The sequence below is a fragment of the Pseudomonas sp. JQ36 genome (assembly GCF_053851495.1).
This window is the reverse complement of sequence record NZ_CM132642.1, coordinates 1880321-1899257: the sequence shown is the minus strand read 5'-3', so window position 1 is coordinate 1899257 and position 18937 is coordinate 1880321. Positions and strand designations below refer to the sequence as shown.

Genomic DNA, 18937 nt, shown 5'->3' with positions numbered 1-18937 from the left:
AATGTAGGAAATTGCCACCATGGCAGTGAGAAAAATGGATCCATAGTACCGTTTTGGGGCAAACTCCCGGGTTTCGACAGTTCGACAAGGCTGCCCCATGTCCACTCGGTCTACAGTTGACGAAACACGGTTCCGTAAACTCCTGACGCGCAACATCAGTCTGCCCCTGGGCGTCGGCGCGATCAGTGCAGTGTTTTTCATTTCGCTGATCACCTACTTGCTCTCGGTGATCCAGTGGGTGGAACACACCGACCGGGTGATCAATAACGCCAACGAAGCGGTGAAACTCACCGTTGATCTGGAAACCGGCATGCGCGGCTTCCTGCTCAGCGGCGACGAGCACTTCCTCGACCCGTACGAGACTGCCAAGCCGCGGATCAATGTGGCGCTCAATACCTTGCTCGAATTGACCGCCGACAACCCCGTGCAAACCGATCGTCTGCGGCGTCTGCAGGCCTTGCAGACCGAGTGGAGCAACTACGCGCAATCGATGATCGACCTGCAGCGCTCCAGCGGCGACTACCGGGGCGCGGTCAAGGCCGGGCGTGGCAAGCGCCTGACCGACGAAATTCGCAAGCAATTCGAAGACGTGATCGACATGGAGCAGCAGTTGCGCACCACGCGCAACGAAGAGGTGCGCCGTACCACGATCTGGAGCATCGTCCTGTACCTGCTGTTTATAGCCGGGATCAGCGGTTTGCTGGCCTATGTCGGGCGCCGTGATCTGGTCAGTCTGTCTGACAGCTACAGCGCCAACCTTGCGGCGCAGCAAGCCAGCGCCGAGCGTCTGGAGCGTCAGGCGTGGATGCGCAGCGGCCAGACCGAGCTGGCGGAGCAGGTGCTGGGGCAGCTGACACTGAACCTGCTGGGACGCAATATTCTGCAGTTCTGCGCGCAATACCTCGGCACTGCGGTGGCGGCGCTGTACGTACGCGAAGAGCACGGCGGCCTCAAGCGCGTGGCGTCCTACGGGTTCTCCCGCGAACAGGAAGAAAAAGATCAGCAGATCTACAGCGGCGAAGGCATCGTCGGCCAGGTTGCCCAGCAGGGACAACTGATTCGTCTGGATTCGGTACCGGCCGACTACTTCAAGGTCAGCTCGGGCCTGGGCGCGGGCCTGCCGCACAGTGTGCTGGTGGTACCGACCAGCGATGACGACCGGGTCAACGGCGTGATCGAACTGGGCTTCCTGCGCCCGCTCAGCGATCGCGATATCGATTTGCTGGAACTGATTGCCGGCAACATCGGCACCTCGATCGAAGCGGCGCGTTATCGCCAGCGCCTGCAGGAAGTGCTGGCCGAAACCCAGCAGCTCAACGAAGAGTTGCAGGTGCAGCAGGAAGAGCTGAAAACCGCCAACGAAGAGCTGGAAGAACAGTCGCGGATTCTCAAGGAATCCCAGGCGCATCTGGAAACCCAGCAAGTCGAGCTGGAGCAGACCAACGAGCAACTGGCCGAACAGGCGCAGACCCTGGCCGAGCAGCGCGACGCCATGGATCAGAAGAACACCGAACTCAATCAGGCTCAGGTGCAGCTCGAGGAGCGCGCCGAAGAACTGCAGCGTTCGAGCAAGTACAAGTCCGAATTCCTCGCCAACATGTCCCACGAACTGCGCACGCCGCTGAACAGTTCGCTGATCCTCGCCAAGTTGCTGGCGGAGAACCCGCAGGACAATCTGACGGCCGAGCAGGTCAAGTTCGCCGAGTCGATCTATTCGGCGGGCAACGATCTGCTGAACTTGATCAACGACATTCTCGACATTTCCAAGGTCGAGGCCGGCAAGCTGGAAGTGATCCCGGAAAACACCAGTGTCGCGCGTCTGGCCGACGGCCTGCGCAGCGTGTTCGAACCACTGGCGGCGGACAAGCAACTGACGTTCAGCGTCGAGTTGCAACCGGATGCGCCGATCATGCTGTACACCGACCGCCAGCGCCTGGAGCAGGTGATCAAGAACCTGCTGTCCAACGCCGTGAAGTTCACCGAACACGGCGCGGTCAGCCTGACCATCGCCGGCCAGCCGAACGAGCGCATTGCATTCATCGTGCGCGATTCGGGGATCGGTATCGCGGCGGATCAGCAGGAAAGCATCTTCGAAGCGTTCCGTCAGGCAGACGGGACTACCAACCGCAAGTACGGTGGCACCGGTCTGGGCTTGTCGATCTCGCGTGATCTGGCGGCCTTGCTTGGCGGCTCGATCAGCGTCAGCAGCGCGCCGGGGCAGGGCAGTGTGTTCACCCTGGTGCTGCCGCAGCAATACAGCGAGCCGGGTGACAGCCCTGCGATCCCGCTGACCTTCACGCCGCCGGTATCGGCCCCGTCACCGGTGGTGCAGCCGCCATCGATTGCGGTGTCGCCGCTGGCGCCGGTGCACATCCCGCGTTTTGCCGATGACCGTGGCAAGGCGCCGTTCGCCACGCGCTGCATTCTGGTGGTGGAAGACGAGCCGAATTTCGCCCACATCCTTTACGACCTGGCCCACGAACTGGGTTACCAGTGCCTGGTGGCCCACGGTGCCGACGAAGGCTATGACCTGGCCCGCGAGTTCGTGCCGGACGCGATCCTGCTCGATATGCGCCTGCCGGACCATTCCGGGCTGACGGTGCTGCAACGCCTGAAAGAACACGCCGAAACCCGGCACATCCCAGTGCATGTGATCTCGGTCGAAGACCGTGTCGAAGCGGCGATGCACATGGGCGCGATCGGTTATGCGGTCAAGCCGACCACCCGCGAAGAGCTCAAGGACGTGTTCGCCCGTCTCGAAGCCAAGCTGACCCAGAAGGTCAAGCGCGTGTTGCTGGTCGAAGATGACGATCTGCAACGCGAAAGCATTGCCCGCCTGATCGGTGACGAGGACATCGAAATCACCGCCGTCGGTCTGGCGCAAGACGCGCTGGAAAAGCTGCGCACGACGATTTATGACTGCATGGTGATCGACCTGAAATTGCCGGACATGCTCGGCAACGATCTGCTCAAGCGCATGTCGACCGAGGACATCTGCTCGTTCCCGCCGGTGATCGTCTACACCGGACGCAACCTGACCCGCGATGAAGAGGCCGAGCTGCGCAAGTATTCACGCTCGATCATCATCAAGGGCGCGCGCTCGCCGGAACGCCTGTTGGATGAGGTCACACTCTTTCTGCACAAAGTCGAATCGCAGTTGTCCCATGAACGGCAGAAGATGCTCAAGACCGCCCGCAGTCGCGACAAGGTCTTCGAAGGCCGCAAGGTGCTGCTGGTGGACGACGATGTGCGCAACATCTTCGCCCTGACCAGTGCGTTGGAACACAAGGGTGCAGTCGTGGTGATCGGCCGTAATGGTCGCGAAGCGATTGATAAGTTGAATGAAATCGAGGACATCGACCTGGTGCTGATGGACGTGATGATGCCGGAGATGGATGGTTTTGAAGCCACCATTGAAATCCGCAAGGATCCGCGCTGGCGCAAACTGCCGATCATCGCAGTGACGGCCAAGGCCATGAAGGACGATCAGGAGCGCTGCCTGCAGGCGGGCGCCAACGATTACCTGGCCAAGCCGATCGATCTGGATCGCCTGTTCTCGTTGATTCGCGTGTGGTTACCGAAGATGGAACGCATTTAGTGGATAGCAGTCACTCCGCGGAGCGCAACAGCGAAATTGAATTACGCTTGCTGATCGAGGCGATCTACCTCAAGTACAGCTACGATTTTCGCGATTACTCGGGCGCTTCGATCAAGCGCCGGGTGCAGCACGCCTTAAGTCAGTTCGAATGCGCGACGATCTCGGCGTTGCAGGAGAAAGTCCTGCACGATCCCACGGCGTTCATGCAGTTGCTGCAGTTGCTGACGATTCCGGTCAGCGAGATGTTCCGCGATCCGTCGCACTTTCTGGCGATCCGCAAGGAGGTGGTGCCGCTGCTGCGCACCTATCCGTCGCTGAAGATCTGGATCGCCGGGTGCAGCACTGGCGAGGAGGTTTACTCGATGGCGATCCTGCTGCGCGAAGAAGGCCTGCTCGACCGTACGATCATCTACGCCACCGATATCAATCCGCGCTCGTTGGACAAGGCCAAGCAGGGCATTTTCTCGATGGAGAACGTGCGCGCCTATACCGCCAATTACCAGCAGGCCGGCGGTCAGCGTTCCTTTGCCGATTACTACACCGCAGCCTATGGCTACGCGATTTTCGACAAGAGCCTGTGTGAGAACGTGACCTTCGCCGACCACAGTCTGGCGACGGACAGCGTGTTCTCCGAAACGCAGTTGATTTCCTGCCGCAACGTACTGATTTACTTCAACAAGAAACTTCAGGACCGTGCCTTCGGTCTGTTTCACGAATCGCTGTGCCACCGTGGCTTTCTGGTGCTGGGCAGCAAGGAAACGCTGGATTTTTCCGGTTACTCGAATCAGTTCGAACCGTTGGTCAAACAAGAACGGATCTACCGCAAACTATGAATGATGCCGTGGATTTGCCTCGTGTCGAGGCTGTCGTGGTGGGCGCTTCGGCCGGCGGGGTCGAAGCGTTGCTGACCTTGCTGGCGCCGTTGCGCCAGGGTTACGTGTTGCCGATCATCGTCGTCTTGCACCTGCCGGAGGAGCGCCGCAGTCAGTTGGCCGAAGTGTTCTCCCGGCGCCTGATGCTGCCGGTGGCAGAGGCGACCGACAAGCAGGACATCATGCCCGGCACGGTTTATTTCGCCACGCCCGGGTATCACCTGTCGGTGGAACAGGATCGCAGTCTGTCGCTGAGTCTTGAAGACCGCGTGCACCATTCCCGTCCGGCCATTGATTACTTGTTTGAATCCGCCGCTGATGTTTACGGCGAAACCCTGGCTGCCGTGTTGCTGACCGGCGCCAATCACGATGGTGCTCGCGGCCTGGCGCAAGTCAAGCAGCGCGGCGGACTGACCATCGTGCAAGACCCGCAGGACGCGCAGGTCGCCACCATGCCTCTGGCTGCGCTGAAGATTCAGCAGCCTGACCATGTCCTACCCATTCACGGCATCGGCCGTCTGCTTGTCGAGCTGGAACGAATCGCATGCTGAGTAATATCCAGGCCAAATTGCTGATCGTCGACGATCTGCCGGAGAACCTGCTGGCCCTCGAAGCGCTGATCAAGCGCGAGGATCGCTCGGTGTACAAGGCGCTGTCGGCGGACGAGGCACTTTCGCTGCTGCTGCAACACGAGTTCGCCATGGCCATCCTCGACGTGCAGATGCCGGGGATGAACGGCTTCGAACTCGCCGAGTTGATGCGCGGCACCGAGAAAACCAAAAACATCCCGATCATTTTCGTCAGCGCCGCCGGCCGTGAACTGAACTACGCGTTCAAGGGCTACGAGAGCGGGGCGGTAGACTTCCTGCACAAGCCGCTGGATATCCACGCGGTGAAGAGCAAGGTCAACGTGTTCGTCGACCTGTACCGTCAGAGCAAGGCCATGAAGCAACAGGTCGAAGCCCTGGAGCAGGCCCGTCGCGAGCAGGAAGCGCTGCTGCAGCAACTGCAAAGCACGCAGTCGGAGCTGGAGCAGGCGGTGCGCATGCGCGACGACTTCATGTCGATTGTCGCCCACGAAGTGCGTACGCCGCTCAACGGCCTGATACTCGAAACCCAGTTGCGCAAGATGCACCTGGCGCGGGACAACGCCGCGGCGTTCACCCTCGACAAGATGCACGCGATGGTCGATCGCGACGAGCGCCAGATCAAAAGCCTGATCCGCCTGATCGAAGACATGCTCGACGTCTCGCGGATCCGTACCGGCAAGCTGTCGATCCGGCCGAATCGTTTCGACCTGACGCAACTGGTGAGCAACCTGCTGCAGAACTTCGCCCAGCAGATAGAGGCAGCCGAGACCGAAGTGTCGTTCACCGCGTCCGGCCCGGTAGAAGGTCATTGGGACGAATTCCGTATCGAGCAGGTGGTCTCCAACCTGCTGACCAATGCCTTGCGCTACGGTGGCCGCAGCCCGATTCAGGTGCGCGTGTACCGTGAGGGCGACGAGGCGCGGGTCGAGGTTCAGGACCGTGGCATCGGCATCAGCGAAGAGAACCAGAAGCGTATTTTCCAACAGTTCGAACGGGTTTCCGCCAAGACGGTAGTGGCTGGTCTCGGGCTGGGTCTGTTCATTTCCGAGCAGATCGTCGCCGCCCATGGCGGTTCCATCGTCGTCGAGAGTCAAATCAACGAAGGCGCCCTGTTTCGCGTTTGTCTGCCAATCCAGGAAAACGGCATATCCGACGCAACCTCTGAGTGACCGCACGGTCGTATCAGCAGCTATTGACCGAACAAAGGCTTCCCATGAGCGTAGATGCACAAGATGTAGTACTCGTCGTCGAGGACGAACCGGTTATCTTGATGTTGCTGACAGATTACCTGTCGGGGCAGGGGTACCGCGTGTTGCAGGCCGAAAACGGCGAGCAGGCGTTCGAGATCCTCGCGAGCAAGCCGCATCTGGACATGCTGATCACTGACTTCCGCCTGCCGGGCGGGATCTCCGGCGTGCAGATCGCGGAGCCGGCAGTAAAACTGCGCCCGGATCTGAAGGTGATCTTCATCAGTGGCTATCCGCAGGAAATCCGCGAGACCGGCAGCCCGATCACGCGCAAGGCGCCGATCCTGGAAAAACCGTTCGATCTGGACGTACTGCAGGAAAAGATTCAGGAATTGCTGGCCTGATCAAGAAACACTGAAATGCCCGTGTAGGAGCTGCCGCAGCCTGCGGCAGCTCCTACAGTCGTTTTTGGGGATCAGTTCTTGATCATCTCGCGGACCTTGGCGGTCAGCAGATCGAAAGTGAACGGCTTGGTGATCATCTGCATCCCCGAGTCGAGGAAACCACCGCGCACTGCGGCATGCTCGGCATAGCCGGTGATGAACAACACCTTCAGCCCCGGCCGATACTGACGACCAATTTCCGCCAGTTGCCGGCCGTTCATGCCTGGCAGGCCGACGTCACTGATCAGCAGGTCGATGCGCTGCGTCGAGTTGAGGATCGGCACGGCGCCGTCGGCATCGCCGGCTTCGACAAACGCATAGCCCAGCTCACTGAGTACCGCGCTGACCAGCACGCGCACGGCAGGGTCGTCCTCGACGATCAACACGGTTTCGCCATCCATTGCTTCCGGGGCCTGCTGAACATCGGACACCGGATGCTCCAGCTCTTCGCCGCGAAAGCGCGGCAGGTACAGTTTGACCTTGGTGCCCTGATCGATTTCGCTGTCGATCGAGACATGACCACGGGACTGTTTGCTGAAGCCGTAGATCATCGACAGGCCCAGCCCGGTGCCCTGACCGATCGGCTTGGTGGTGAAGAACGGATCGAACGCGCGATTGACCACACTTTGCGGCATGCCACTGCCGTTATCGGTGACGCTGAGCATCACGTAGTCGCCAGGCTCGAGATTCGGGTAGGCCTCGGTGAACTCCGGCTTAAGCACCTGGTTGCTGGTCTCGACCACCAGTTTGCCGCCCTCGGGCATCGCGTCACGGGCGTTGAGCACCAGGTTGAGCAGGGCGCTTTCCAGTTGATTGGGGTCGGCTTCGGCCACCCACAAGTCGTCGTTCAGGCGCATGTCGAGTTGAATGCTTTCGTTGAGGCTGCGCTGCAGCAGCTCACCCATCGACAGCACCAGCGTGTTCATCTGCACGGCTTTGGAATCCAGCGATTGTCGACGGGAAAACGCCAGCAAACGGTGGGTCAGGCCCGCGGCGCGGTTGGCTGACGTGACGCCCAGGTCGATCAGGCTATCGAGGTCATCAAGGCGTCCGCGAGCCAGTCGCCGGCGCAGCAGTTCCAGACTGCCGATGATCCCGGTGAGCATGTTGTTGAAGTCGTGAGCGATGCCGCCGGTGAGCTGACCGACCGCTTCCATTTTCTGTGACTGGCGCAAGGCTTCTTCGTTGTGGCGCAGTTGCGCGGTGCGTTCCTCGACCTGTTGCTCAAGGGTTTCCAGGGTCGATTGCAGTCGGCGTTCGCTTTCACTCAGATCGATCAGGCGATCGCGGGCTTCGTACTGTCGTCGTCGCCCGCGCAGGGCGGTGGAGACCAGACTGACCAGGGTCGCCGGATGAAACGGGCGCTCAAGGAAGGTGACGTTACCCAGCAGTTCACTCAGGCGTGAGGAGGGGCCTTGCTCAGGGCCGCCGTGGTGGGTCAGCAAGACGATCGGCAGATCCGACCAGGCCGGCTGCTGCTCCAGAAAATGCAGCAGCGTTTCCAGTTCAGGGCCGCGCAGGGCTTCGGTGGCAATCAACAAGAGTCCGGCGCCAGGCTCCAGTTCTGCGCACAATGCGCCCAGATCCGGAGTGATGACCCCGGCGTAACCCGCCTCATTGAGGATCATCAGCGCCACTTGGCTGTCCCGGCCCATGGGCGCCAGGATCAGCGCCCGTTCCGACAGTGATACGGAAGCTGTCACAAGGTTTCTTCCCGCAACAGCGGATTGCTCGCGCCGAGGTAAGTCGGTACGCCACGTAGCACACCCTGGAACGCTTCCAGCGGTTCACCGATGGTCATGCCCTGGCCCGAAATGCGGTATTCACGGATGGTCGATTCGTGGCTGCCGGTGCGTTTCTTGATAATGGAAATGGCCCGGCGAACCTTGCCGATGGCTTCGAAGTAGCGCAGAAGGATCACCGTGTCCGCCAGGTAAGTGATGTCGACCGGCGCCTGCATGTCGCCGACCAGACCATGCTGGGCAACGGTCATGAAGGTCGCCGCACCTTTGCGGTTCAGATACAGCAGCAGCTCATGCATGTGCAGCACCAGCGCGTTTTCTTCCGGCATCGCGGCCTGATAGCCGTTGATGCTGTCGATCACCACGGTCTTGATGTTGCGCTCATCAACGCAGCGACGCACCCGATGCGAAAACTCGCCGGGGGACAGTTCGGCGGCGTCCACCTGATCGATCAGCAGGTTGCCGGTGGCTTGCAGGGCCTTGAGGTCGATACCGATGTTTTTCATGCGCTCGAACAGCAGGCCCAGCTCTTCATCGAAGATGAACAGCGCGGCTTTTTCGCCCCGCGCCACTGCGGCAGCGGCGAAGATCATCGAAATCAGCGATTTGCCGGTACCGGCCGGGCCAAGAATCAACGTGCTGGAGCCGGTTTCGACCCCGCCACCGAGCAAGGAATCCATTTCCTGAATTCCGCTGCTCAGTTGCAGGCGCGGGTAGTCGCTGCGGTGTTCGGCAGCCACCAGTCGCGGGAACACATGGACGCCGTCGCCCATGATCGTGAAGTCGTGGTAACCACCACGGTATTTCTGGCCGCGATACTTGACGATGCGCACGCGGCGGCGCTCGGCACCGTAATTGGGCGTCAGTTCTTCGAGACGGATCACCCCGTGGGCCACGCTGTGCACAGTCTTGTCGAGCGACTCGGTGGTCAGGTCGTCAAGCAGCAGGACGGTGGCGTCGTAACGCACGAAATAATGTTTGATCGCCAGAATCTGCCGGCGGTAGCGCAGCGAACTCTGCGCCAGCAGGCGGATCTCCGACAGGCTGTCGAGCACCACGCGGGTCGGCTTGAAGCGCTCGACCACTTCGAAAATCTGCTTGGTGGCTTCGCCCAGCTCAAGGTCGGACGAGTACAGCAGGCTTTGCTGATGCTCCGCGTTGAGCAGGCTTTCGGGCGGCGTCAGCTCGAAGATTTCAATGTTCTCGTTCAGCTCCCAACCGTGGGACGCCGCGCCTTGACGCAGTTCACGCTCGGTTTCCGACAGTGTGATGTACAGACAGCGTTCGCCGGCACGGGCGCCCGCCATCAGGAAATGCAACGCGACGGTGGTTTTGCCTGTACCGGGTTCACCTTCGAGCAAAAACACATGCCCTCGGGACAAACCGCCGGCGAGGATGTCATCCAGGCCGACGATGCCGGTGGCGGCTTTTGCACTGATCAACTCGTTGGACGTAGACAAAGAATGCCCTCTCATGACTAGGGGAATCGAGGCAGCAGGCTGTATCAGCCGTTGTGCTCTACCTGATTACTTGACCGCTTGCAGTCATGACTGGTTCCGAGGTTTCGATATCAAAGTGTCATTGAATTAACGGGTAAAGGCTCAAAGTCCCTGCTGCAACGCCGGGTCATCAGGGTTCATCTGTTCCAGTTGCGCGAGCAGAATCTGCACGTTCTGCAACTGGCCGCTTTCCTTCCAGTAGTTGATCAGCAGCACCCGCGCCTTACGGTCGGCGGGGTGGCGCTGGACGACTTCCTGCAACTGCTTTTGCGCCGCTTCCAGCTCCTCGGCCGCGTGCAGGGTGGTGGCGAGGTCGTAGCGGTAATCCTTGTTGTCAGGCTCAAGTTCCACCGCTTTGGACAAGCCGAGCAGGGCGAACTCACGCTGGTCATGGTGCAACAGCCACAGCCCGAGCGCGTGTTGCAGGTAGGCGGAATCCGGTTGCGCCTGCAACTGTTTGGCGAGCAACTGGCGCGCGGCGTCGCTCTGACCCTGACGGTCGAGGACATCGATCTGCATCACCAGCGCCGGCAGATTGCCCGGTTCCAGACGCAGCGTGTTGTCCAGCGCCTGCTGCGCCTGTTTGAGTTCGGCGTTGTGCAGATACAGGCGTGCCAGTTGCGCATAGGTGGCGGCGCTTTCCGGCTGACCTTTGAGCACGTGTTCCCAGCCATCGATGGCTTGCTGCAGAGGGGCGAAATACAGTCCCAGTTGATCCGGCGTCAGGCCAAGCAGGGCGTTGATCGCGGCGAACCGTACGCTCTGGTCTTCATCGTCGAGCATCGGTCCGAGCAACAGACTGCGTTGTCCGCCGGGCACCAGTCCGACCACGCTCTGGATTGCTGCCAGCCGTACTTCGGGGGCTTCGTTCTGCAGATGGGCGTCGGCCAGTTTCAGCGCTTGCGGGCTTGGATAGTTGGGCAGCTCGGCCAGCAGCCAGACAATGCGCTTGACCGACAGATCCGGGCGTCCCAGTTGCTGATACAACTGCCGCGCGGCTCCCGGCTGACCGGCGCGCGCCGCCGTAAGGGCTTCGCTGTAGCCGCGTTTGATCGCTTCTGGCACCACTGGGGCGGTAGAGCGCAGGGTTAACCAGGCAATGACGACGAGCAGCACAAGGCCAAGGCTGATGAGCAGGTAGCGGCGGGACTGAGGCATGCGATTTCCGTGAACGGGCGTTCTATAGCAGAGGGGCAAGCTTCGGTCAGAGAAGGCCATGAGTCAAACCCATGCTTGCGAATTGACCTGTAGGAGCTGCCGAAGGCTGCGATCTTTTGATGTCGCTTCTGAAAAACAAGATCAAAAGATCGCAGCCTGCGGCAGCTCCTACAGAGGGGGCGGACACAAAAAAGCCCCGCGACCGAATGATACGCGGGGCAAAAAATTGGTTGGTTGCGGCCAACCAAAGGAGCTCTTTGAAAAGCGTTACTTGCTGGCGACGGTTTCCGGCTGCCAGCCACCCCCCAGGGCCTTGTAGATCGCGACGATGCCGCGATACAGATCGACTTCGGCCTGGGCCTGAGTGTCTTCGGCATTCAAACGTTCACGCTGGGCGTCGAGCAGCACGAGGAAGTCGGTAGTGCCTTCGCGGTAGCGGATTTCCGCGAGATCGGCAGCCTTGCGGCTCGATTCACTCTGGCGAATCAGCGAGATCAGCCGTTGCTGACGTTTGCCGTAATCGCTGAAAGCGTTTTCCGATTCTTCCAGCGCCAGCAGCACTTGTTGCTCGTAGGTCGCCAGAGCGCCTTCGGCATCCGCATCGGCACCGCGCAAGCGGGCGCGCACGCTGCCCAGATCGAACGCTGCCCAGGTGATGCTCGGGCCGAGTGCCCAGGCATTGGCCGCCGAAGAACCGATCTGCGAACCGCGCCCGGCCGTCCAGCCGAGGAAGCCGCTGAGGCTGACCCGCGGGAACAGGTCGGCTTTCGCCACGCCGATCCGCGCGGTGGCCGAGGCCAGTTGGCGTTCGGCGCTGAGGATGTCCGGACGGCGTTGCAGCAGCTCACCCGGATCGCCGATCGGCAAGGCCTTGGCAATCGCCGGCAAGTCTTTCGGGCTCAGATCCACGGTCAGTTTGTCCGGACGCTCGCCCAGCAGGGTGGCGATGCGGTTTTTCTGCCGAACCTGTTCCGCCTGCAATTGCGGCACGCTGGCTTCGACCGAGGCCAGGCGCGCATCGGCACGTTCGACGTCGAGCTGATCACCGACGCCGGCATCACGCAGGCTGATGGTGATCTTGCGTGACTCCTGCTGGTTTTCCAGGTTGGCCACGGCGATCTTCTCGCGCAATTGCGCACCGCGCAGTTGACCGTAGGCGTCGACCAGTTCGGCAATCATGGTGACTTGCAGTTGGTACAGATCGGCTTCGGCCGCCTGCTGGTCGGCGTCGCTGGCTTCCAGATTGCGCTGGATACGCCCGAACAGATCGAGTTCCCAGGCCATGTCCAGACCCAGATCGTAGCGTTCGCTGTTGACCCGGTTGGTGGTCTGGCCAGGGATTTGCCCCTTGGCCAGATCACTGCTGGCGCGGCTGGTGATGGTCGGCATCGCATCGTTGCTGGCGTCGTCGCGGATCGCCCGGGCGGCTTTCCAGCGGGCGAACGCCACGCGCAGTTCACGGTTGCCTTGCAGCGATTGCGTCACCAACTGGTTGAGGGTCGGATCATCGAATTGCTGCCACCAGATGCCTTCGAATTTCGAACGGTCGAAGTTCTTTTGCCCGGCGGCGCCATCGGTGGCGGCCGTGATGTTGGCCGCCTCCGTGGCTGGGGTCTTGTAGTCGGGGCCGACGGCGCAGGCGCTCAACGCCAGCACCAGCAGACTCGGCAGGAAGACTTTCAGACTCATTGGTGCGCCTCCAGTGGCTTTTGAAGTGATTGCGCCTTGGCCGCTTTGCGGGCTTCACTGCGCTCCACGAAGTTGCGGATCAGCACATAGAACACGGGGGTCAGCAGCAGACCGAAGAAGGTCACCCCGAGCATCCCGGAGAACACCGCCACACCCATGGCATGCCGCATCTCGGCACCGGCACCGCTGGAGAACACCAGTGGCACCACACCCATGATGAACGCGAAGGAGGTCATCAGGATCGGCCGCAGACGCAGACGGCAGGCTTCAAGTACTGCGGCCAGCGGATCGAGACCTTCCAGCTGTTTATCCTTGGCGAACTCGACGATCAGAATCGCGTTCTTGCACGCCAGGCCCACCAGTACGATCAGACCGATCTGGGTGAAGATGTTGTTGTCGCCGCCAGAGATGATCACGCCAGTGATGGCCGACAGCAGGGTCATCGGTACGATCAGGATCACCGCCAGTGGCAGGCTCCAGCTTTCGTACTGCGCGGCGAGTACCAGGAACGCCAGCAATACGCAGAGCGGGAACACGAACAGCGCGGTGTTGCCGGACAGAATCTGCTGGTAGGTCAGGTCGGTCCACTCGTAGGTCATGCCGTTCGGCAGTTCATCTTTCAGCAGTTTTTCGATGGCTTTTTCGGCCTGGCCGGAGCTGTAGCCAGGGGCTGCTGCACCGTTGATTTCTGCTGTGATGAAGCCGTTGTAGTGCATCACGCGATCCGGGCCGGAGGTGTCGCTGACCTTGATGAAGGTCGCCAGCGGGATCATTTCGCCCTTGTTGTTGCGCACTTTCAGCTGACCGATCTGGTCGGATTCGAGACGGAACTGTTGTTCAGCCTGAACGTTGACCTGATAGGTGCGTCCGAAACGGTTGAAGTCGTTGGCATACAGCGAACCCAGGTAAATCTGCAGGGTGTCGAAGATGTCGCTGACGGCCACGCCGTGGGTCTTGGCTTTTTCGCGGTCGATGGCGGCATCGACCTGCGGCACGTTCACGGTGTAGCTGGTGAACAGCCCGGCCAGTTCCGGCACGTTGTGGCTCTTGGCAATGATGTTCATGGTTTCCTTGTACAGCTCGTCGTAGCCCAGGTTGCCCCGGTCTTCGATTTGCAGGCGGAAACCACCAATGGTGCCCAGACCTTGTACCGGCGGCGGCGGGAAGATCGCCATGTACGCTTCCTGAATGTTCGCGTACTGACCGTTCAAGGCCCCGGCGATGGCACCGGCGGACATGCTCGGGTCTTTACGCTCGTCGAACGGTTTCAGGGTCACGAACACGATGCCGGCGTTCGGGCTGTTGGTGAAGCCGTTGATCGACAGGCCCGGGAACGCTACGGCGCTTTCCACGCCCGGCTGTTTCAGCGCCAGGTCGGACATGCGCTTGATCACCTCTTCGGTGCGATCCAGGCTCGCGGCGTCCGGCAGTTGCGCGAAAGCCACCAGGTATTGCTTGTCCTGACCGGGTACGAAACCGGTCGGGGTGTTGGAGAAACCGAAGAACGTCAACACCATCAGGCCTGCGTACAGGAAGAGGGCGATGCCGCTGCCACGGATGACCCGGCGCACGGTACCGACGTAGCCATGACTGGCCTTGTCAAAGAAGCGGTTGAACGGACGGAACAGCCAGCCACCGAAGATCTTGTCCAGAACCCGCGAGAACCGGTCTTTCGGAGCGTCGTGACCCTTGAGCAATACGGCGGCCAGTGCTGGAGACAGGGTCAGCGAGTTGAAGGCCGAGATCACCGTGGAGATGGCGATGGTCAAAGCGAACTGCTTGTAGAACTGACCGGTCAGGCCCGAGATGAACGCGGCGGGTACGAACACCGCACACAGCACGAGCGCGGTGGCAATGATCGGGCCGGTCACTTCACCCATGGCCTTTTTGGTCGCATCGAACGGATTGAGCCCCAGTTCAATGTTGCGCTCGACGTTCTCCACCACCACGATGGCGTCGTCGACCACGATACCGATCGCCAGTACCAGGCCGAACAGCGACAGGGCGTTGAGCGAGAAGCCGAATAGGTGCATGACTGCAAACGTACCGATCAACGATACCGGCACTGCCACCAACGGAATGATCGAGGCGCGCCAGGTCTGCAGGAACAGGATCACCACCAGCACCACGAGGATCAGTGCTTCGAAGAGGGTGTGAACCACCGCTTCGATCGAGCCGCGCACGAAAATCGTCGGGTCATAGACGATGCTGTAGTCCATGCCTTGCGGGAAGTTTTTCTTCAACTCGTCCATCTTGCTGCGAACATCGTTCGAGATGTCGATGGCATTGGAGCCTGGGCGCTGGAAGATCGGGATGGCCACCGCCGGCTGGTTGTCCAGCAACGAACGCAGCGCGTATTGGCTGGAGCCCAGTTCAACGCGCGCGATGTCTTTGAGGCGAGTGATTTCACCGTTGTCGCCTGCGCGAATGACGATGTTCTCGAATTCTTCCTCGCTGACCAGACGGCCCTGGGTGTTGACCGACAGCTGGAAGCTCTGGGCATTCGGCGCAGGGGGCGCACCGAGTTGACCGGCCGCCACCTGACGGTTCTGCTCACGAATGGCGGTCACCACGTCGGTGGCGGTCAGATTGCGCGAAGCGGTCTTGTTCGGATCGAGCCAGACCCGCAGCGAGTAGTCGCCCATACCGAACAGCTGCACGTCACCGACACCACCCAGGCGAGCCAGCTCATCCTTGATGTTGAGGATCGCGTAGTTGGACAGGTAGAGCATGTCGTAGCGTTTGTCCGGCGAGGTCAAGTGCACAACCATGGTCAGGTCGGGCGAGGCCTTGTCGACGGTGATACCGATGCGCGTCACTTCCTCGGGAAGTTTCGGCTCGGTCCGGCTCACCCGGTTTTGCACCTGCACCTGCGCGTTGTCCAGGTCAGTGCCCAGGGCGAAGGTGATGGTCAGGGTGATCTTGCCGTCAGCGGTGGACTGCGAGGACATGTACAGCATGTTCTCGACGCCGGTGATGGCCTGCTCCAGCGGAGCGGCCACGGTTTCACCGATGACTTTGGGGTTGGCGCCCGGGAAGTTGGCACGCACCACCACGGTCGGTGGCACGACTTCCGGGTATTCGCTGATCGGCAGCTGGAACAGCGAGATCGCACCGGCGATCAGGATCAACAGCGAGAGCACCGCTGCGAAGATCGGCCGTGAAATGAAGAATTGGGAAAAATTCATCGGAGTTGTCGTCCCTTAACCACGTGGGTTCGTAGCGGCCAGCTTCACAGTCGTACCCTGTGCACCTTTGGCGGGCGCGACTTTGGGCAGGTTGCTGGCTTCCAGCGCTTGACGTTGTTGAGCCAGAGCGGCAATGGTCTGCTCGCTGGCCATCGGGATCACTTCAGGCGTTACCGGCGAACCCGGGCGTACCCGCTGCAGGCCCTTGACGATGATCGTGTCGTCCTTGTTCAGACCGCTGCGCACGATGCGCAGGCCTTCGATCTTCGGTCCCAGTTCGACGGCGCGGTAAGCGGTCTTGTTGTCCGCATCCATCACCAGCACGAACTTCTTGCCGAGGTCGGTACCGACCGCTTCGTCGTTGATCAGCATGGCGTTGTAGGTGCCGCTGCCGACCAGTTTCAGCCTTGCATACAGGCCTGGGGTGTAGCTGCCGTCGCTGTTGTCGAACACCGCGCGGCCACGGATGGTGCCGGTTTTCGGGTTGACCTGGTTGTCGACGAAGTTCATCTGACCGAGGTGCGGGTTGCCGTCTTCATTGGATAGGCCCATGTACACCGGGGTGGTGGCGCCACGTTGGCCGTTGCGGGCGAGTTGGGTGTATTTGAGGAACACCCGCTCGTCGGCGTCGAAGTAGGCGTAGACCTTGTCGGTGGAGACCACGCTGGTCAGCGCGGTGGTGTCGGCTGTCACCAGGTTACCGGCGGTGATTTCCGCACGGCTGACGCGACCGCTGATTGGCGCGGTAACGCGGGTGAAGCTCAGGTTGAGCTTGGCCAGATCCAGTTGCGCCTGCAGGGCGCCGACGGCGGCGCGGGCTTCCTGGGCGGCGCTGGTGCGCGAGTCGGCCAGTTCGGCGGAGATCGCATTGCTGGCACGCAGACGTTCGCCACGACCGGCCTCGTTTTCACTGCGGGTGGCGGTGGCGCGGGCCTGGGCGACCAGGGCTTCGAGGCGGCGAACCTCAGCCTGGAAAGGACGCGGATCGATCTGGAACAGCAGGTCGCCTTTCTTCACCAGTGCGCCTTCGGTGAAGGCGACGTCGTCGATCTGGCCGGAGACTCGCGGACGGATTTCAACGGTTTCCGGGGCTTCGAGACGCCCGGTGAATTCGTCCCACTCGTTGACCGGTTGTTCCAGCACCTTGGCCACGCTGACTTTGGCAGCGGGCATAGTGGCGGCAGTCTCCGGAGTCTTGCCGCAGGCGCTCATCACCAGCACGGCCAACATGGCCAAGGGGAAGCGCAAATGTTTGAGTGACTGTTCCATGGAATCATCCGCCAATGTATTGAAGATGGGCGGATGATGCTCGGCGGGGTGTGATGGCACGAATCGAATGAAGCAAAGGTAACTATCATTCGGAATGATATAAGACCGATTCGAGCCCTCTAGCATGCACCTTTCGTTAGGGGGCTATCAATCTTTTTGATGACAAATGTGTGTTGCGTGGAGTGCAAAGGTCGCTTGGCCAAGTAAAAGCGGTCTTCCATTTGAATAGTGGCTTTATGATGCTATTTTTCGCGAACTTTATTCTGTTTCATTGGCTCAGGGAGAAAGAGCACTCATGGTTGAGCATCAGTTGATCCTTTTCGGCCCGCCCGGCACGAGCAAGAGCCATCGGGCCCGGACAACAAAGGCCAGGGTTCTGGGCGTTAACAGTACCCAGATCGTTCCAGTGGCCTTCCACCCTGATTACAGTTATGGCGAGTTTGTCGCGCGGTTGATGCCAAGAACCCGGGAAAACCAGATCGAGTATCGCGTGCATGCCGGGCCACTATTGCGGGCGCTGGCGCTGTCATACAGTCATCAGCCTCAGGAAGATAACGCTCAGGAAGCGCAGAACGTACTGCTGCTGGTCGATGAGATCAACCGTGGTAATTGCGCGGAAATTTTTGGCGATGTGTTTCAGTTGCTTGATCGTGATGACGAGGGTTGGTCCAGCTACGCGATCAGTGTTTCCGATCTGGTGATCGATGCCCTTGAGGCCGAGCTCGCGCTGCTTGGCCACACCAGTCCTTTTCCCGATCTGAATCGGCGACTGACCGATGCGCTGAAGCAGCGTCAGTTATGCCTGCCACCCAACCTGTTCATGATCGGCACCATGAATACCAGCGACGAATCGGTGTTTTTCATGGATTCGGCGTTCAAGCGGCGCTGGCATTTCGAGTTTTGTGCGGAAGCGTTCAACGATGAGGTGCCGAACAGCCAGAGAAAGGCGTTGATGCCATCAACTCATCATTTGACCTGGGAGACATTCGTCACAGCGCTCAACCAGTTCATTCGTGATCGGTGCACAGCCCCGAGGCTCGATGACAAGCTGGTTGGGCCATGGTTTATCAAGGCCAGGCGCGAGCCTGACAAAACCCTGGCTGAAGTTTATCCGGGCGAATTGGCCAGACTCGTCGCCACTACCAGCATGATCGGAGATCCCGCCAGCGGTGTTAAACAAAGCAGGGCATTCGATGATGACCTGTTGAAATTGGCGGCCAAAATGTCCAAAGCCAACCGCAAGCGACTGCTCGATGAGGGAGGGCATGATCCAGACGCCGAGCTCAAGTTCAAGCGAATCCGCTCTAATTCGGGCCACGCCAATCAATACTATTGCTCAAAGACCTCTCCCAAGAAGTTCAAGTCGGACACCAAGGGTCTCATTATCGAGGATTACCTGGAGCAGCTTGCCAAGTTCAAATTGCGCTTCGAAGTCCACCATATTCAGCGCGCCGATATCGTCGGCAAGTTGTTCCTGTATCTGTGGGACAACGTCTTTGATCGTGACCGAACCCCCCTGTGTTCGCTGCTTGAAATCGACCCGCGTGAGCTGCGCACCTTCGGCCAGTTTGCCAAACGCGCCGATGAATTCATTACTTGTCTGTGCCCGCCTCCTGATATTCACGAACTGCTGAGCGCCGCGTTTGCTGATGCCGCATTCAATTCGGAAGATGACGAACTGATGACATCCGGCGAGGCCTGA

12 protein-coding genes are annotated in these 18937 nt (G+C 60.2%); 6 read left to right on the top strand and 6 right to left on the bottom strand.

The window, feature by feature from the left end; genetic code table 11:
- Nucleotides 1-97: 97 nt before the first annotated feature.
- Genes ACS4NR_RS08400 through ACS4NR_RS08380 form a run of 5 tightly spaced genes read left to right on the top strand, consistent with a single transcriptional unit; the run spans nucleotide 98 to nucleotide 6651 of the window.
- On the top strand, nucleotides 98-3598 hold the full coding sequence (locus ACS4NR_RS08400) for a response regulator (protein WP_095136016.1): 3501 nt from the start codon (nucleotides 98-100) through the stop codon (nucleotides 3596-3598).
- Nucleotides 3598-4431, top strand: coding sequence for a CheR family methyltransferase (locus ACS4NR_RS08395; RefSeq protein ID WP_027612745.1), 834 nt, complete (start codon nucleotides 3598-3600; stop codon nucleotides 4429-4431). The genes ACS4NR_RS08400 and ACS4NR_RS08395 overlap by 1 nt, the downstream gene beginning before the upstream one ends.
- Nucleotides 4428-5021 (top strand): chemotaxis protein CheB, encoded by a 594-nt coding sequence (locus tag ACS4NR_RS08390; RefSeq protein ID WP_027612746.1) that lies wholly within the window; start codon nucleotides 4428-4430, stop codon nucleotides 5019-5021. The genes ACS4NR_RS08395 and ACS4NR_RS08390 overlap by 4 nt, the downstream gene beginning before the upstream one ends.
- Nucleotides 5015-6229: a hybrid sensor histidine kinase/response regulator gene (locus tag ACS4NR_RS08385; protein WP_456019690.1), complete on the top strand. Its 1215-nt coding sequence runs from the start codon at nucleotides 5015-5017 to the stop codon at nucleotides 6227-6229. The genes ACS4NR_RS08390 and ACS4NR_RS08385 overlap by 7 nt, the downstream gene beginning before the upstream one ends.
- Nucleotides 6230-6273: 44 nt before the next feature.
- Nucleotides 6274-6651 carry a response regulator gene (locus ACS4NR_RS08380; protein ID WP_456019688.1) on the top strand — a complete coding sequence of 126 codons (378 nt, stop codon included), beginning with the start codon at nucleotides 6274-6276 and terminating at the stop codon, nucleotides 6649-6651.
- Nucleotides 6652-6722: 71 nt separating this feature from the next.
- On the opposite strand, the gene ACS4NR_RS08375 is transcribed toward ACS4NR_RS08380, so the two are convergent.
- The 6 genes from ACS4NR_RS08375 to mexE all read right to left on the bottom strand — a co-directional run bounded on the left by ACS4NR_RS08375 (nucleotide 6723) and on the right by mexE (nucleotide 17235).
- Complete coding sequence (locus tag ACS4NR_RS08375) at nucleotides 6723-8393, bottom strand: ATP-binding protein (protein ID WP_456019687.1); 1671 nt, start codon at nucleotides 8391-8393, stop codon at nucleotides 6723-6725.
- Complete coding sequence (locus ACS4NR_RS08370) at nucleotides 8390-9892, bottom strand: ATPase domain-containing protein (protein ID WP_095136010.1); 1503 nt, start codon at nucleotides 9890-9892, stop codon at nucleotides 8390-8392. Before ACS4NR_RS08370 ends, ACS4NR_RS08375 begins: the two co-directional genes overlap by 4 nt.
- A 141-nt stretch (nucleotides 9893-10033) precedes the next feature.
- Entirely contained in the window at nucleotides 10034-11089 is a 1056-nt protein-coding gene (locus ACS4NR_RS08365) for a tetratricopeptide repeat protein (protein ID WP_456019685.1), read from the bottom strand.
- A 267-nt stretch (nucleotides 11090-11356) separates the two neighbouring features.
- Nucleotides 11357-12778 carry an efflux transporter outer membrane subunit gene (locus ACS4NR_RS08360; protein ID WP_095136002.1) on the bottom strand — a complete coding sequence of 474 codons (1422 nt, stop codon included), beginning with the start codon at nucleotides 12776-12778 and terminating at the stop codon, nucleotides 11357-11359.
- Nucleotides 12775-15966 (bottom strand): efflux RND transporter permease subunit, encoded by a 3192-nt coding sequence (locus ACS4NR_RS08355; protein WP_456019684.1) that lies wholly within the window; start codon nucleotides 15964-15966, stop codon nucleotides 12775-12777. Before ACS4NR_RS08355 ends, ACS4NR_RS08360 begins: the two co-directional genes overlap by 4 nt.
- A 15-nt stretch (nucleotides 15967-15981) precedes the next feature.
- Nucleotides 15982-17235, bottom strand: coding sequence for a multidrug efflux RND transporter periplasmic adaptor subunit MexE (gene mexE / locus ACS4NR_RS08350; protein ID WP_456019683.1), 1254 nt, complete (start codon nucleotides 17233-17235; stop codon nucleotides 15982-15984).
- 295 nt (nucleotides 17236-17530) lie between these two features.
- Here mexE and ACS4NR_RS08345 point away from each other — a divergent pair, with 295 nt between their 5' ends.
- Nucleotides 17531-18937, top strand: a complete 1407-nt coding sequence (locus ACS4NR_RS08345; RefSeq protein WP_456019682.1) for an McrB family protein — start codon at nucleotides 17531-17533, stop codon at nucleotides 18935-18937.